Below are 15,365 nucleotides of genomic sequence, written 5' to 3'. Positions count from 1 at the left end.
CCTCGACGCCCCGGCGTCGCAGCACCAGAAGGGTCCACCGCGTGGAGCATCTCCTCCAGGCACTCCTGCTCGGCCTCGTCCAGGGCCTCACGGAGTTCCTCCCCGTCTCGTCCAGCGCCCACCTCCGGCTCGTGGGCCTGCTCTTCCCCACCGCTGACGGAGCGGGCGAGTTCGACCCCGGTGCGACCTTCACCGCCATCACGCAGCTCGGCACCGAGCTGGCCGTCGTGATCTACTTCCGCAAGGACATCGGGCGGATCCTCGGCCGGTGGTCCCGCGGCGTCGCCGGGAAGCTCCCGCAGAGCGACCCGGACGTGCGGATGGGCTGGCTGGTCATCATCGGCACGGTGCCCATCGTCCTGGCCGGGTACTTCTTCCAGGAGGCCATCCGGTCCACGTTCCGCTCGCTCTGGATCGTCGCGATCGTGCTCATCGCGTTCGGCCTGCTGCTCGGCCTGGCCGACCGGCTCGGTCGCCAGGAGCGCCGGTTCGAGCAGATGTCGTACCGCGACGGCATCGCCGTCGGGTTCGCCCAGGTGCTCGCGCTCGTCCCGGGGGTGTCCCGGTCCGGCGCGACCACGACGGCCGGCCTGGCCCTCGGGTACTCGCGGCCGGCGGCGGCACGCTTCTCCTTCCTGCTCGCCGTGCCGGCCGTGTTCGGCAGCGGGCTCTACGAGCTGCTCCAGAGCTTCTCGGAGCCGGGCCCCTACTCGCTCGTCGAGACGTTCGCCGCCACCGCCGTCGCCTTCGTGGTCGGGTTCCTGGTCATCGCCTTCTTCATGAACTACATCTCGCGCCGCAGCTTCACGCCCTTCGTGGTCTACCGCGTCGCCCTGGGCGTCGTCCTCCTCGTGCTGCTCTCGCTCGGGGTGGTCTCCGCGTGAGGAGCTGGAGCCGCCCCGAGCTGCCCGTGCTGCCGGGCACCGGCCGGACGCCCCGCCTGCACGACACGTCGACCGGGGAGCTCCGCGAGACCCGCGTCGTCGACGGCCGCGCGGGCCTCTACGTCTGCGGCATCACGCCCTACGACGCGACCCACCTCGGCCACGCCGCGACCTACCTGGCCTTCGACGCGCTCGTGCGCACGTGGCGCGACGCGGGGCTCGAGGTCACGAGCGTGCAGAACACCACCGACGTGGACGACCCGCTGCTCGAGCGGGCCGCCGCGACGGGCGTCGCCTGGCGCGACCTGGCGGCCTCCCAGACCGATCTCTTCCGCCGCGACATGGAGCAGCTCGCGGTCGTGCCGCCGGACCACTACGTGGCCGTCACCGACGTGGTCGGCGACGTGGCGGAGGCCGTGGCGGGGCTCCTCGACGGGGGCTTCGCCTACCGCGTGCCGACCGACGGGGCGGACGACGACGACGTGTACTTCGACGTCCGCCGTGCCGCCGAGCGGACCAGCTGGCACCTCGGCCAGGAGAGCCGCTACGACGCCGCGGCCAGGCGCACGGCCTTCGCCGAGCGCGGGGGAGACCCCGAACGGCCCGGCAAGCGCGACGAGCTCGACCCCCTCCTGTGGCGCGCCGCCCGAGCGGACGAGCCCTCGTGGCCGACGGTGCTCGGCCACGGTCGCCCCGGGTGGCACATCGAGTGCACCGTCATCGCCGAGCAGCACCTCGCGACGCCCTTCAGCGTGGCGGGGGGCGGCAGCGACCTCGTGTTCCCGCACCACGAGATGAGCGCGGCGCACGGCATCGCGCTCACCGGTCGCCCCCACGCCGACCTGCACGCGCACGGGGGCATGGTCGCCTACCAGGGCGAGAAGATGAGCAAGTCGCTCGGCAACCTGGTCAAGGTCAGCGAGCTCGTCGCCGCGGGCACCGACGCCCGGGCGGTCCGCCTGGCCGTCACGGCCCACCACTACCGGAGCGACTGGGAGTGGACCCCCGACGACCTCGAGCGCGCCGAGGCCCGGCTCGCCGCCTGGCGCGCCTGGGCGGTCGGGGCAGGAGGCGCGTCCGGGGACCGCGCCGAGACCGCCCTCCTGCGCTCGCTGCGCGCCGCCCTCGCCGACGACCTCGACGTCCCGCGCGCGATCGCTGCGGTCGACGCGGTCGTCGCCCGGGGGGACGGGCCCGCGTCGGCCGTGGACGTCGACGCCGTGCAGGCCCTCCTCGGGGTCGACCTGCGCTCCTGACCCGGTCGCGCCCGGCCTCGAGGGAGGCTCAGGACGACGCGGGCCTCCGCTACCCTGACGAGGTGAGCCAGCTCGCGCCGCCGCCCGCCGCCGACCACGACGTCGACCCCGAGGTCCGTCGTCCCCTGACGCGGCGCGACCACCGCGTCGACGCCTTCGTGGCCTCGGCCCTGACCGCGCTGGGTCTCGGGACGATCGCGCTCGGCACGGAGGCGCACGCGGTGTCCGGTCGCGACGTCGCCACCCTCCCCGTCAGCATCGCCTGCCTGGTGGCCCTCGTGGTCCCCGTCGCGCTGCGGCGGCGGCGTCCCGTCCTCGCGCTCGTGCTCGTCTCCGCAGCGTTCCTCGGCGGCCAGGCCCTGGGCTACCCCGACGTCCTCACGCCCGCCGTCGCGGAGTTCCTGGTCATCTACACGGCCAACGCGTGGGCCGCGTCGCGGCGCTCGGCTCTCGTCGCCAGCGCCGCCGCCGCGGCGGTCCTCTTCGCCTGCTTCGGGGCCGTGTTCGCCGTCGAGGCCCTCCGGACGGCCGACGAGGTCGGCGGCGTCCGACCCGCCTCGGCCGTCGTCGCCGTCGTGCTCGTCTCCAACGCCCTCTACTTCGCGACGGCCATCGCCTTCGGTCGGGCCACGCGGGTCTCCGCCCAGCGCCTGCAGGCGCTGGAGCAGGCCGGGGTGGAGCTCCGCGCGGCACAGGAGCTCGTCGCCGAACAGGCCATCGTCGAGGAGCGCAGCCGCATCGCCCGCGAGCTGCACGACGTCGTGGGCCACCACGTCGCGAGCATCGGCATCCAGGCCGGCGCCGCGCGGCGCGTCCTCGACCAGCCCGACGTGGCGCGCGAGGCCCTGGCCGCGGTCGAGACCACCACGCGCGCGACGATGGACGAGCTCGCGCGCCTGCTCCTGCTGCTGCGGGACCGCGACGGCGACCGGGCGACCCTCCGGGGACCGGCCGACGTGCACGCCCTCCCCGAGCTCGTGCGCTCGACGCGGGCCCTGGGCCTCGACGTGCGCCTGGACGTCAGCGGGGCCGAGCGCCCCCTGCCCGAGAGCGTCGGGATCACGCTCTACCGGGTCGCGCAGGAGGCCCTCACGAACACCCTCAAGCACGCCGGCGCACGGTCCGCGGTGGTCGCCCTGCGCTACGAGGAGAGGTCCGTCTCCGTCGAGGTCGACGACGACGGGCACGGCGGACGACTGCCGTCCGGCGCCGGCCTCGGCCACCGGGGCATGCGGGAGCGCGTGGACCTGCACGGCGGCGCGCTCGAGGTCGGCCCCGGTCCCACGGGCGGCTTCCGCGTGCTCGCGGTCCTGCCCCTCGCCCCGGCCCGGCCGGTGGCCGCCGGCGACCCCGTGGGGGCGCCCTCGTGACCGTGCGCGTCCTGCTGGCCGACGACCAGGACCTCGTCCGCGCCGGGTTCCGCATCATCCTCGGCTCCGCTCCGGGCATCGAGGTCGTCGGCGAGGCCCGCGACGGGGCGGAGGCGGTCGCGCTCACGGCCGCTCGGCGACCCGACGTCGTCGTCATGGACATCCAGATGCCCGGGACCGACGGGCTCGAGGCGACGCGACGCCTCCTGGACCCCACCGCGGACCGCGACCGCGCGGCGACGGGAGCACCGCGTCCCGTCGTGCTCGTGCTGACGACCTTCGGCCGCGAGGACTACCTCTTCGAGGCGCTGCGCGCCGGTGCCAGCGGCTTCCTGCTCAAGACCGCGACCCCCGAGGAGCTGATCGAGGCGGTCGGCGTGGTGCACCGGGGGGACGCCCTGCTCGCACCGCAGCTCACACGCTGCGTCGTGGAGCGCGCCCTGGGCCGGGCGGGCGTCCGGCCCGCCCCCGTGGCCGCCCTCGCGACGCTCACCGACCGGGAGCGCGAGGTGCTCGACCGCCTCTCGCTGGGCCGGAGCAACGCCGAGATCGCCCGCGACCTCTACCTCGGCGAGGCCACGGTGAAGACCCACGTGTCGAACGTCCTCGGCAAGCTCGGCCTCCGGGACCGCACGGCGGCCGTCGTCTTCGCCTACGAGCACGGGGTCGCCGTCCCCGGCGGGGACGCCCCGGGCACCTGACGGCTCCGCCGGCTCAGGGGAGGGGCGGCCTGCCCGGGCCCTCGGGTCCGCCCTTGCCGTCCCGGCGCCGGAGGTACCGTTCGAACTCCTCGGCGATCGCGTCGCCGCTCGCCTCGGGGGAGTCGACCGTGTCGCGCGCCTGCTCCAGCTGCTCGATGTAGCCCGCCATGTCGTCGTCCTCGGCGGCGAGGGCGTCGATGTTCTGCTCCCAGGCCTCGGCCTCGGCCTCGAGGTCGCCGCGGGGCACCGTGAGCCCCGTGAGCTGCTCGAGCTGCGCGACGAGCGCGAGGGTCGCCTTGGGCGAGGGGGACGCCTGGACGTAGTGCGGCACGGACGCCCACACCGAGACCGTGGGGATCCCGGCGCGCGCGATCGCGTCGGCCAGCACGGAGAGGATGCCCACCGGCCCCTCGTAGGTGCTGCGCTCGACCTCGAGCTCGGCGCGCACCTGCTCGGAGTCGCTGCTCGCGAAGGTCGAGATCGGTCGGGTGTGCGGCACGTCGGCCAGCATGGCGCCGAGCAGGACCACGGACGAGACGTCGTGCACGTCGACGAGGTCGACGACCTCGGACGCGAAGCTCCGCCAGCTGCGGGAGGGCTCCGCACCGACGAGCACGAAGGCCTCCGTGCCGCGGTCGGTCGGGTCCGTCACGGCGAGGGCACCGGCCGAGCCCGGCGGGGCCCAGAGCTGGATGCGCGGCCAGACGAGCACCCGCTCGCCGTCGTCGTCGGTCGCCAGCTGGGGTCGGTTGAACTGGTAGTCGACGTACCGCTCGCCGTCGAGCTCGGCCACGGCCTCGAGCCCGTAGGCCTCGACGAGCGAGCGGGCCACGCCGCTCGCGGCCTCGCCGGCGTCGTTCCAGCCCTCGAACGCGACGACCAGCAGTCGCCCGGTCGCGAATCTCGACGTGTTCGTCACCTGTGTCCTCACCGCGCCGGGGAGGGGGCGTCCCGGCTGTCCGCCCTCCACGATAGCCGGACGTCCCGCGGGCGGGAGGCGCGGACCGGGCCGGGCGGACCGCTGTCGTAGAGTGGTCCGTCGTGACCGATCAGCTGCCCGCCGCCGTCCTCTGGGACATGGACGGCACCCTCGTCGACACCGAGCCCTACTGGTTCACCAGCCAGGTCGAGCTGGTCGAGGCCCACGGGGGCACGTGGTCCCGGGCCGACGGCGACGCGCTCGTCGGGACCAGCCTCTGGCACTCGGCGGCCGTCCTGCGGGCGCACGGGGTCGACCTCGGGCTCGACGAGATCATCGAGCACCTCACCTCCGACGTCCTCCGTCGCGTCGCCGACGACGTCCCGTGGCGCCCCGGCGCCAAGGAGCTCCTCGCCGAGCTCCGGTCGGCAGGGGTCCCGACGGCCCTCGTCACGATGTCGATCCGGCGCATGGCGGACTTCGTCGTCGCGGCCGTCGACTTCCCCGCCTTCGACGCCGTCGTCGCGGGCGACGAGGTCGAGCACCACAAGCCGCACCCCGAGCCCTACCTGCGCGGCGCGGCGATGCTCGGCGTCGACGCGGCCGACTGCGTCGCCATCGAGGACAGCCCCCCGGGCCTCGCCTCCGCCGTGGCCGCCGGCACGGTCGCCCTGGGCGTGGAGCACCACGCACCCCTGGTCGACGGCGCGGGGTACCTGCGGCGCGACACCCTCGTCGGCGTCGGCCTCGACGAGCTCCGCGCGATCCACGCCGCCGGGCGGGCCGCGCGCGGCACCGGCGGCGTCGACTCCTGAGCGTCCTCGCGACGCCCCTCCACCCGTCCAGCCCCTCGTCCCCCGGGAGCCCCACCGCATGACCGCCACCCGCCGCCAGTCCGGCCCCTTCCTCGAGGGCGACAAGGTCCAGCTCACCGGCCCCAAGGGCAAGCTGAACACGATCGTGCTCACCGCGGGCGGGGTCTTCCACACGCACCGCGGCATGCTCGCCCACGACGACCTCGTGGGCCTGCCCGACGGGTCGGTCGTCGCCAGCACGACCGGCGACGAGTACCTGGCGCTCCGCCCGCTGCTCACCGACTTCGTCATGTCCATGCCCCGCGGTGCCGCGATCGTCTACCCGAAGGACGCGGCGCAGATCCTCGCCTTCGCGGACGTCTTCCCCGGCGCCACGGTCGTCGAGGCGGGCGTCGGCTCCGGAGCGCTCTCGCTCTGGCTGCTCCGCGCGATCGGGCCCGAGGGGCGCCTGAGGTCCTTCGAGCGCCGCCAGGAGTTCGCCGACGTCGCGACCGGCAACGTCGCGAGCTTCTTCGGGGCCGAGCCCGAGAACTGGAGCGTCACCGTCGGCGACCTCGTCGACGAGCTCCCGGGCGCGGTCGCCGACGGCAGCGTGGACCGCGTGGTCCTGGACATGCTCGCGCCCTGGGAGTGCGTCGACGCGACCGCCGCCGCCCTCACGCCGGGCGGCCTCGTCGTCTGCTACGTGGCCACGGTCACCCAGCTGTCCCGGACCGCCGAGGCGCTGCGGGCCTCCGGTGCCTTCACCGACCCCGAGTCGAGCGAGACCCTCGTGCGCGGCTGGCACGTCGAGGGCCTCGCGGTGCGGCCCGACCACCGGATGATCGGCCACACGGGCTTCCTGGTCACCGCGCGCCGGCTCGCGCCGGGGTCCGTCCTCCCGCAGCTCAAGCGCCGCCCGTCGAAGTCGGACTACTCCGACGCCGACGTCGAGGCGTGGACCCCCGGCGCCCTGGGGGAGCGCAGCGCGAGCGCGAAGAAGCTCCGCAAGACGGCCCGTCAGGCCCACAGCGCGGCCGACGCGGCCGCCGGGGCCGCCTCCGTCGACGCGCAGGCGTCGGCCGACGCCTCACCCGACGAGCCCCGATAAGCTGAGCCGACCCCTCGCGCACGCTCACCGGAGCCCGTGCGCGCCGCGGACCACCAGAAAGAAGACTGCCGTGCGCAAGATCCCCGCCCTCGTCGTGTCCGTCGGCCTGCTCGCCTCGTTGACGGCCTGCGCCTCGCAGCCGCAGCCGGGCGACGACGGGTGCCCGCGCACGGGCGACGCCTCCGGCGTGGTCACCGTCTCCGGGGCCTTCGGCGAGGAGCCCGACGTCCAGGTGCCCACCCCCATCGTCACGCGCAGCACCGACGTCACCACCGTGCTGCGTGGCGACGGGCAGCGCATCGTCGACGGGACCCCCGTGGTGATCGACTACGCGCTCTACGACGGCACGACGGGCGAGAAGGTCGAGGACAGCGGCTACGACGGCACCTCGTCGAACCCCATCACGGTCGGCGGCGCGACCCTCGGCCCGCTCGCCGACGCGCTCGAGTGCTCGACGGTCGGGTCCCGCGTGGTCGTCGCCGTCAAGGGCAGCGAGCTCCAGGGGTCCACCTCCGGTTCCGCCGTCGAACCGGACGACGAGGCCGACACGGCCTTCATCGCGGTCGTCGACGTCCGCGACGCGTTCCTGCCCCGGGCCGAGGGCGCCCCCCAGCTCGGCACGTCCGGCATGCCCGCCATCGTGACGGCCCCGGACGGCGCCCCCGGCGTGACCATCCCCGACGCCGACGCGCCCACCGAGCAGCGCACGGCCCTCACGGTGAAGGGCCACGGCCCCGAGCTCACGGCCGACGACACCGCGGTGGTCCAGTTCACGGCGGTCTCCTGGAGCCCCGAGCCCAGCGTCCTCGGCTCCACCTGGACGAGCACGGGCACCGCCACGGCGCTGCCGCTCGCGCAGGCGGACCTCCCCGAGTACGTGCGGACCGCCCTCGTCGGGCAGCCGGTCGGCTCCCAGGTCGTGACCGTCGTCCCCGCCGAGCTCACGGGCGGCACCGAGGCGGCCGTCTACGTCTTCGACGTCCTCGGCGTCCTCTGAGCGCCACGTCGGCGCAGCGCGGTCCCGCGACCGTGGTGGCCTAGGATCATGCGCGTGCCCGCCGCCCGCACCCCGCGCGTCCCCGTCGAGGAGCGCTTGTTCAGCCTCGTCCTCGCGCTCCTGGCCACCGACCAGGGGCTCACCAAGGGCGAGATCCTCAGCACCGTCCAGGGCTACCGGCAGCGCTGGTCCCCGACCGGCGACAACGTCGCCCTCGAGCGGCAGTTCGAGCGCGACAAGGACGACATCCGCGAGCTGGGCGTGCCGCTCGAGACGATCGACGACCCCGCCTCCGCCGGCAACAACCAGGCACTGCGCTACCGCATCCTCCGGGGCAGCTACGAGCTGCCGGACGACATCTCGTTCTCGTCCGAGGAGACAGCACTGCTGACCCTCGCGGCGATGGTGTGGCGCGAGGGGACGCTCTCCGGTGAGTCCCGTCGCGCGCTCGTCAAGCTGCGCGGCCTGGGCGGGACCGCCAGCGTCCCGGAGCTCGCCTACGCTCCCCGCGTCCGGTCGAGGGACGCCGCCTTCGAACCGCTGCGCACCGCCCTCGACCGCGGCGTCGTGGTCGAGTTCGACTACCTCAAGCCCGGTGACGAGGCCCCGCGTCGTCGGATCGTGGCCCCGTACGCCCTGGTGCAGCACCAGGGACGCTGGATGGTGGCGGCGGTGGAGTCCTCGACCGGCCGGAGCAAGACCTTCCTCCTCTCCCGCGTCTCGGGCGACGTCCGCCTGACCCCGCGGACCCTGCCGGTCCCCGAGGGCTGCACGGCGGGCGCCGCCCTCGCCGAGCTCGACCGCCTCTGGGACGAGCGCCGCGCCGTCGTGGGCGTGGCTCCCGACTCCGACGCCGAGACCCGCCTCACCAAGCGCCGCGGCAGCGTCCGCCTCGGCGACGACGCCCTCGAGGTGCACTACGTCGACCTGCACGTCCTCGCCGAGGAGCTCGCCTCCTTCGGACCCGAGGTCGACGTCCGCGGACCGTCCGCGCTGCGGGACCTCGTCGACCGGAGGCTGCGCCGCGTCGCCGCGGTGCACGGGGGAGGCCCGCGTGGCTGAGCGGCGCAGTGCGACCCAGGCGACCGACCGGCTGGCCTTCCTCCTCACCCTCGTGCCCTGGCTCATCGACCAGGGCCGGGTGAGCGTGGGCGCGACGGCCGCGCACTTCGGCGTCCCCGTGGAGGAGATCCGCCGTGCCGTCGCGCTGATCGCCGTCTCCGGCGTCCCCGGCGAGACCCGCCAGTACCAGCACGGCGACCTCTTCGACATCGCGTGGGACGACTTCGAGCAGCACGACGTCGTGCAGCTGACCAACCTCGTCGCCATCGACGACGCACCGCGCTTCTCGGCGCGGGAGGCGGCGGCCCTCATCGCCGGGCTGCAGTACCTCTCGGCCCTGCCCGAGCACGCCGACCGCGGGGCGGTGGCGACGCTCATGTCGAAGCTCTCGCGCGGGGCGTCCGCGACGCCGAGCCAGGTCGCGATCGGTGCGGGGGAGTCCAGCGAGGTCCTCGACCTGGTGCACCGGGCCGTCGAGGGCGGCGTCCAGCTCGAGTTCGACTACGCGGGGCTCCGCGGCCAGGTCGAGCGACGACGGGTCGACCCCCTGCGCGTCGAGTCCGTCGACGCGGACTGGTACCTCCGTGGGTGGGACCACCTCCGCGAGGCCGTCCGCACCTTCCGCCTGGACAGGATCGCCCGCCCGGCCCTCACCGACGCACCGGTCGAGCACCGCACGGCGGACGTCGCCCTGCCCGACACCCTCTTCGAGGGCTCCTCGGACGACGTCGTCGTCACCCTCGAGCTCGACGCCGCGGCCGCGCCCCTCCTGGCCGACTACGCGCCCACCGACGCGGAGCCGCTGCCGGGCGACCGCGTGCGGCTGCGCCTCCGGGTCACGCGCCTCGCGACCGTCGCACGGCTCGTCGCGGGACTGCCGGGCGACCCCGAGGTCGTGTCGCCGGCCGCCGCGCGCGAGGCCGCCCGGGACTGGGCGCTGGCCGCCCTGCACCGCGCCGGCACCGGGCCCACCGGCGACGCGGGTTAGACTCGACACCCGTCCGCTCAAGGAGGCACACACATGCTCGGCAACCTCACCGGCTGGCACATGATCATCATCCTGGCGATCATCCTGCTGCTCTTCGGCGCCCCGAAGCTCCCCGCCCTCGCGAAGAGCATCGCGCAGTCCATGCGCATCTTCAAGAACGAGATCGGCGACGACAAGAAGGGCGACGGCACGTCCGGGTCGACGACGACCACGACGACGACGTCCTCGACCGACGGCGACCTGCCGCCCAAGCACTGACCCGATGGCCACGACGACGACTCGTGGCCGCGGCGCCCGCACCCGGGGCGAGCGTGGGCGGATGTCCCTCGGGCAGCACCTGCTCGAGCTCCGCAAGCGGCTCTTCGTCGCGGCCCTCGCGGTGATCCTCGGCAGCGTCGCCGGCTGGTTCCTCTCCGACCTCGTCCTGGACTTCCTGCGCGGACCGGTCCAGACGATCGCCGACGCCGGCGGTCGCACCGCCGAGCTCAACTACTCGAACGTCACGAGCGGCTTCGACCTCAAGCTGCAGATCTCGGTGACCGTCGGGGTCATCATCTCCAGTCCCGTGTGGCTCTACCAGGTCTGGGCCTTCGTGGTCCCGGCGCTCGAGCGCCGGGAGAAGCTCTACGCCGTCGGCTTCGTCTCGGCGGCGCTGCCGCTGTTCCTCGCGGGCTGCGCCGCCGGCACGTTCGTGCTGCCGAACATCGTGCGGGTCATGACGGGCTTCATCGCCCCGGAGGACGCCAGCATCATCGAGGCCAAGACCTACTACGACTTCGTCCTCAAGCTCGTCCTCGCCGTCGGGATCGCGTTCGTGCTGCCCGTGTTCCTCGTGCTGCTCAACTTCGTCGGCGTCATCACGGCCGCGCAGATCCTCAAGGGCTGGCGCGTCGCGATCCTCGTCATCGCGCTCTTCACGGCGATCGCCACGCCCGCCGCCGACATCTTCTCGATGTTCCTGCTGATGGTCCCCATGATCGTGCTCTACTTCGTCGCGGCCGGCGTGGCGTGGCTGCACGACCGCCGCGCGGCCAAGCGCGTGGCGGCCCTCGACGCCGAGCTCGCGGCAGGATGACCGGGTGACCGACACCGGACCCAGCCCCGCCGAGCGCTTCGCCGCCTCGCGCGGCCGTACCCGCTCGCCCCAGCTCCAGGCCTTCCGCAGCCGCCTCTCGTTCTCCCTCGACCCGTTCCAGGTCGCCGCCTGCGAGGCCGTCGAACGCGGTGACAGCGTGCTCGTGGCCGCGCCGACCGGGGCCGGCAAGACGCTGGTGGCGGAGTTCGCGATCCACCTCGCCATGCAGGACCCGCGCGACAAGGTCTTCTACACCGCGCCCATGAAGGCCCTGAGCAACCAGAAGTACCAGGAGCTCGTGGCCGAGTACGGCGCCTCCGAGGTGGGTCTGCTCACGGGCGACACGAACGTCAACTCGCGGGCCCGCATCGTCGTCATGACGACCGAGGTGCTCCGCAACATGGTCTACGCGGGCTCCGACCTCCTCGACGACCTCCGCTGGGTGGTGCTCGACGAGGTGCACTTCCTGGCCGACCGGTTCCGGGGCGCCGTCTGGGAGGAGGTCATCATCCACCTGCCGCTCGACGTGCGGCTCGTCTCGCTGAGCGCGACCGTCTCGAACGCGGAGGAGTTCGGCGACTGGCTGCAGACCGTCCGCGGCGGCACCGAGGTGATCGTCTCGGAGGAACGCCCCGTCCCGCTCGACCAGCACGTGCTCGTCGGGGGCAAGTTCCTCGACCTCTTCGACTCGAGCGGACAGGCCGCCACGAACCGGGTCAACCCCGAGCTGGTCAGGGCCACGACCCTCGGTCGCCGTGGCGGCTCGCGGGGCGGTCCTCGCGGGGGCGGGCGAGGCGGCGACGCCTTCGGCCCGCGACGGGGCGCCCGCGGCCACGTCGTGCCGCCCGTGCAGCACGGACCGGGCCGGCTCGACCGCTGGAAGATCGTCGAGATGCTCGGCGACCAGAACCTCTTGCCCGCGATATTCTTCGTCTTCAGCCGCAACGGCTGCGACCAGGCCGTGCACCAGGTGCTCCGCTCGGGCATCAGGCTCACCACGGCCGAGGAGCGCCAGGAGATCCGCGAGCACGTCGAGGCCCGCTGCCGCACGCTGCGCGACGAGGACCTCGCGGTCCTGGGCTACTGGGCCTGGCTCGACGGTCTCGAGCGCGGCGTCGCGGCGCACCACGCGGGCCTCCTGCCCGCGTTCAAGGAGGTCGTCGAGGAGCTCTTCCAGCGCAAGCTCGTCAAGGTCGTCTTCGCGACCGAGACCCTCTCGCTGGGCATCAACATGCCGGCGCGCACGGTCGTGCTCGAGAAGCTCGAGAAGTTCAACGGCGAGGCGCGCGTGCCCATCACGCCGGGGGAGTACACGCAGCTGACCGGCCGCGCGGGCCGTCGGGGCATCGACGTCGAGGGCCACTCGGTCATCCAGTGGCAGCACGGACAAGACGTGCAGGCCGTCGCGTCGCTGGCCTCGCGCCGCAGCTACCCGATGAACTCCAGCTTCCGCCCCACCTACAACATGGCCGTCAACCTCGTCGAGCAGTTCGGCCGGAGCCGCACCCGCGAGGTGCTCGAGACGTCGTTCGCCCAGTTCCAGGCCGACCGGGCGGTCGTCGACCTGGCCCGCAAGGTCCGCACCCAGCAGGAGTCCCTCGACGGCTACGCGGCGGCCATGGAGTGCCACCTGGGCGACTTCCGCGAGTACGCCCTCCTGCGCCGCGAGCTCGGCGACCTCGAGCGGCAGGGGGCCGCCCGGGCCGAGGCCCAGGGCCGCGGCGAGCACGACGCGCGCCAGCGACGCCTGGGCGACGTCCGTCGGCGCCTGCGGCAGCACCCCTGCCACGCCTGCCCCGACCGTGAGCAGCACGCGCGCTGGTCCGAGCGCTGGCTCAAGCTCGAGAAGCAGACCTCCCAGCTCTCCGGGCAGATCCGCAACCGCACCGGCGCGGTCGCCAAGGTCTTCGACCGCGTCACCGACGTCCTCCTGGACCGCGGCTACCTGGTCCCGACCGCAGGAGGTGCGGGCACGGCGGGCGCGTCCGGCTCCGTGGGCAGCGCGGTCGGCACCGTCCGGCGCACGGACGAGGTGCGGGTCGCCCCGACGGGGCGCCTGCTGCGCCGCATCTACGGGGACCGCGACCTGCTCGTGGCCGAGTGCCTCCGCACGGGCGCGTGGGACGAGCTCGACGTGCCGTCGATGGCCGCCATGGCCGCGACGCTCGTCTACGAGCCACGTCGCGACGAGGGAACGCTGTCCGAGCGGTCCCTGCCGCGGGGCGCCTTCCGCACCGCCCTCGACCGCACGCAGACGTTGTGGGCCGAGCTCGACGACCTCGAGCAGGAGCACCGGTTGCCGGGCAGCCAGCCGCCGTCACCGGGGCTGGCCCTGGCCATGCACCGATGGGCCCGCGGCGCGTCCCTCGACTCCGTCCTGGAGGACGCCGAGCTCGCGGCGGGAGACTTCGTCCGCTGGACCAAGCAGACCATCGACCTCCTCGACCAGTTGTCCGTCGTCGCGGACCCGCCCGTGGGGCCCGTCGCCCGGCGGGCCCTCGAGGCGGTGCGCCGCGGCATCGTGGCCTACTCCGCGGTCTGACGGCAGGACGTCGGCTCGTGGCCCGACGCACGGCGGGCGACGAGGAGGGGCCACCTAGACTCCTCGGGTGCCCACCCGAGACACCGATCCCCGCCTGCCGCTCTGGCTCGCCGTCCTCGTCGCCGTCGGCGCCGGGCCCGTCCTCGACCGGGGCTTCCCCGACGGCGACGCGTGGCCGCTGGCCTTCGCCGGGATCGCGCTCGTGCTCCTGGCGCTGCGCGGCCGACGCGTCGGCGGCGCCTTCCTGGTGGGCCTCGTGGCGGGGCTCTCGTTCTACCTCGTGCACATCGAGTGGGTGAGCCTCTACCTCGGCCCCGTGCCCTGGGCGGCCCTGTCGACCCTCGAGGCGCTCTTCTTCGCCCTCGGCGCCGTGCTCGTCACGCTCGCGTACCGCTGGGTGCCGCGGGCTTGGCCGACCCTCCTGGGCCGCACCGTGCTGCTGCCGGTCGTCGTCGGCGGCGTCTGGACGCTGCGCGAGATGGTGGCGGGCACGTGGCCCTACGGCGGCTTCGCCTGGGGCCGCGTGGCGCTCAGCCAGTCCACGAGCCCCTTCGCGTCGCTCACCGCCTGGATCGGCATCTCCGGCCTGTCGTTCGTCATGGTCGCCCTCGTCGCGGCCCTGCTGCAGCTGGCCCTGCTCGTCGAGGTCCGCCGCTCGACGCGCGCGCTCGTCGCCGCGGTCGCGGTCGTGGCCGTCCTCGCCGTGCCCGCCTGGCCCACCCGGACGTCGGGGACCGCGACGATCGCCTCCGTGCAGGGGAACGGACCCGCGGGCTACTTCGACGAGCGCGAGCAGGGCGACCTCGTCAACGCGCAGGTGCTGGCGATGCAGGGCCTGCCCGTGGGGGAGCCGCTCGACCTCATCGTCTGGCCCGAGGGCGCGAGCGACCGCGACCCGACCCGGGACGCCTTCGGCCGCTACGTCTTCGACACCCTCACCCGGGCCTACGACGCGCCCCTGCTCAGCGGCGTCATCACGCAGTCCGACGACGGTGGCACGGTCTGGAACTCCTCGGTGCTCTGGGACGACGGACGGGTACGGGGCCAGTACGACAAGAAGCACCCGATCCCGTTCGGCGAGTACGTGCCCGACCGCGCCTTCTGGCGACCCTTCGCGCCGGACCTCATCGACCTCATCGCCCGCGACTACACGCCGGGCACGCGCGACGAGGTCGTCGACGTGGGCGGGTTCCTCGCCGGCGTGTCGATCTGCTTCGACATCGTCGACGACCAGCTGGTGCGGAACATGGCGCGCGGGGGCGCGCAGGTGATCGTGGCGCAGACCAACAACGCCGACTTCGGCGAGACCGACGAGAACCAGCAGCAGCTGGCCATCGCGCGCCTCCGGGCGATCGAGACGGCCCTCCCGCTCGTCAACGTCTCGACCGTCGCCTCGAGCCGCGTGCTCGACGCGCACGGGCGCACGATCGACGAGATCCCCGACTTCGAGGCGGGCACGTCCGTGACCACGGTCGAGCTCGGCTCGGGCACCACTCCCGCCGTGCTGGCGGGCCGTGCCCTCGAGCTCGGCGTCTCGGGGCTCGGCCTGGCCGGCCTCGTCCTGGGCGGCCTGCTCGGTGCCACGCGGGGCGCCCGCCGCAGGGAGGCCCGGGCCTCCTGGCCGGTCGACCGCAGGCTCACCCGCTGACGCGGACGCACGAGGGCC

At 74.2% G+C, this 15,365-nt stretch carries 14 protein-coding genes; 13 read left to right on the top strand and 1 reads right to left on the bottom strand.

Translation table 11 applies throughout. From position 1 onward, the window contains the following. Positions 1 to 41 precede the first annotated feature (41 nt). The 4 genes from ACYVHQ_RS02825 to ACYVHQ_RS02810 all read left to right on the top strand — a co-directional run bounded on the left by ACYVHQ_RS02825 (position 42) and on the right by ACYVHQ_RS02810 (position 4,211). On the top strand, positions 42 to 884 hold the full coding sequence (locus ACYVHQ_RS02825) for an undecaprenyl-diphosphate phosphatase (protein ID WP_460510616.1): 843 nt from the start codon (positions 42 to 44) through the stop codon (positions 882 to 884). After that, positions 881 to 2,140 carry a cysteine--1-D-myo-inosityl 2-amino-2-deoxy-alpha-D-glucopyranoside ligase gene (gene mshC, locus ACYVHQ_RS02820; protein ID WP_460510615.1) on the top strand — a complete coding sequence of 420 codons (1,260 nt, stop codon included), beginning with the start codon at positions 881 to 883 and terminating at the stop codon, positions 2,138 to 2,140. Before ACYVHQ_RS02825 ends, mshC begins: the two co-directional genes overlap by 4 nt. 62 nt (positions 2,141 to 2,202) lie before the next feature. Further along, positions 2,203 to 3,510 carry a sensor histidine kinase gene (locus tag ACYVHQ_RS02815; protein ID WP_460510614.1) on the top strand — a complete coding sequence of 436 codons (1,308 nt, stop codon included), beginning with the start codon at positions 2,203 to 2,205 and terminating at the stop codon, positions 3,508 to 3,510. Next, on the top strand, positions 3,507 to 4,211 hold the full coding sequence (locus ACYVHQ_RS02810; protein WP_460510613.1) for a response regulator: 705 nt from the start codon (positions 3,507 to 3,509) through the stop codon (positions 4,209 to 4,211). The genes ACYVHQ_RS02815 and ACYVHQ_RS02810 overlap by 4 nt, the downstream gene beginning before the upstream one ends. 13 nt (positions 4,212 to 4,224) lie before the next feature. On the opposite strand, the gene ACYVHQ_RS02805 is transcribed toward ACYVHQ_RS02810, so the two are convergent. Continuing rightward, positions 4,225 to 5,130 carry a PAC2 family protein gene (locus tag ACYVHQ_RS02805; protein ID WP_460510612.1) on the bottom strand — a complete coding sequence of 302 codons (906 nt, stop codon included), beginning with the start codon at positions 5,128 to 5,130 and terminating at the stop codon, positions 4,225 to 4,227. A gap of 122 nt (positions 5,131 to 5,252) precedes the next feature. On the opposite strand from ACYVHQ_RS02805, the gene ACYVHQ_RS02800 reads away from it, so the two are divergent. From ACYVHQ_RS02800 to lnt, 9 genes are all read left to right on the top strand, one after another. Then, on the top strand, positions 5,253 to 5,945 hold the full coding sequence (locus ACYVHQ_RS02800) for an HAD family hydrolase (protein ID WP_460510611.1): 693 nt from the start codon (positions 5,253 to 5,255) through the stop codon (positions 5,943 to 5,945). Positions 5,946 to 6,003: 58 nt separating this feature from the next. Continuing rightward, positions 6,004 to 7,035, top strand: coding sequence for a tRNA (adenine-N1)-methyltransferase (locus tag ACYVHQ_RS02795; protein WP_460510610.1), 1,032 nt, complete (start codon positions 6,004 to 6,006; stop codon positions 7,033 to 7,035). 70 nt (positions 7,036 to 7,105) lie between these two features. Beyond that, positions 7,106 to 8,032, top strand: a complete 927-nt coding sequence (locus ACYVHQ_RS02790; protein ID WP_460510609.1) for an FKBP-type peptidyl-prolyl cis-trans isomerase — start codon at positions 7,106 to 7,108, stop codon at positions 8,030 to 8,032. A 48-nt stretch (positions 8,033 to 8,080) separates the two neighbouring features. Beyond that, a complete protein-coding gene (locus tag ACYVHQ_RS02785; RefSeq protein ID WP_460510608.1) occupies positions 8,081 to 9,094 on the top strand; it encodes a helix-turn-helix transcriptional regulator in 1,014 nt (337 codons plus the stop codon). Beyond that, a complete protein-coding gene (locus tag ACYVHQ_RS02780; protein ID WP_460510607.1) occupies positions 9,087 to 10,082 on the top strand; it encodes a helix-turn-helix transcriptional regulator in 996 nt (331 codons plus the stop codon). The genes ACYVHQ_RS02785 and ACYVHQ_RS02780 overlap by 8 nt, the downstream gene beginning before the upstream one ends. A 33-nt stretch (positions 10,083 to 10,115) precedes the next feature. Further along, entirely contained in the window at positions 10,116 to 10,340 is a 225-nt protein-coding gene (gene tatA, locus ACYVHQ_RS02775) for a twin-arginine translocase TatA/TatE family subunit (protein WP_460510606.1), read from the top strand. A gap of 61 nt (positions 10,341 to 10,401) precedes the next feature. Beyond that, positions 10,402 to 11,157 carry a twin-arginine translocase subunit TatC gene (gene tatC / locus ACYVHQ_RS02770; RefSeq protein WP_460510605.1) on the top strand — a complete coding sequence of 252 codons (756 nt, stop codon included), beginning with the start codon at positions 10,402 to 10,404 and terminating at the stop codon, positions 11,155 to 11,157. A gap of 4 nt (positions 11,158 to 11,161) precedes the next feature. Beyond that, positions 11,162 to 13,699 (top strand): DEAD/DEAH box helicase, encoded by a 2,538-nt coding sequence (locus ACYVHQ_RS02765; RefSeq protein ID WP_460510604.1) that lies wholly within the window; start codon positions 11,162 to 11,164, stop codon positions 13,697 to 13,699. Positions 13,700 to 13,766: 67 nt separating this feature from the next. Continuing rightward, on the top strand, positions 13,767 to 15,347 hold the full coding sequence (lnt, locus tag ACYVHQ_RS02760; protein ID WP_460510603.1) for an apolipoprotein N-acyltransferase: 1,581 nt from the start codon (positions 13,767 to 13,769) through the stop codon (positions 15,345 to 15,347). The last annotated feature ends 18 nt before the right edge of the window (positions 15,348 to 15,365 follow it).

This window comes from Frigoribacterium salinisoli, assembly GCF_054781095.1.
Note: the sequence above shows the minus strand (reverse complement) of the source record. Positions and strands in the feature narration are given on the sequence as shown.

Coding starts and splice junctions, on each gene's coding strand:
- ACYVHQ_RS02795 (WP_460510610.1), top strand. CDS start 6,004: ATGACCGCCACCCGCCGCCAGTCCGGCCCCTTCCTCGAGGGCGACAAG.
- ACYVHQ_RS02785 (WP_460510608.1), top strand. CDS start 8,081: ATGCGCGTGCCCGCCGCCCGCACCCCGCGCGTCCCCGTCGAGGAGCGC.
- tatA (WP_460510606.1), top strand. CDS start 10,116: ATGCTCGGCAACCTCACCGGCTGGCACATGATCATCATCCTGGCGATC.
- tatC (WP_460510605.1), top strand. CDS start 10,402: ATGTCCCTCGGGCAGCACCTGCTCGAGCTCCGCAAGCGGCTCTTCGTC.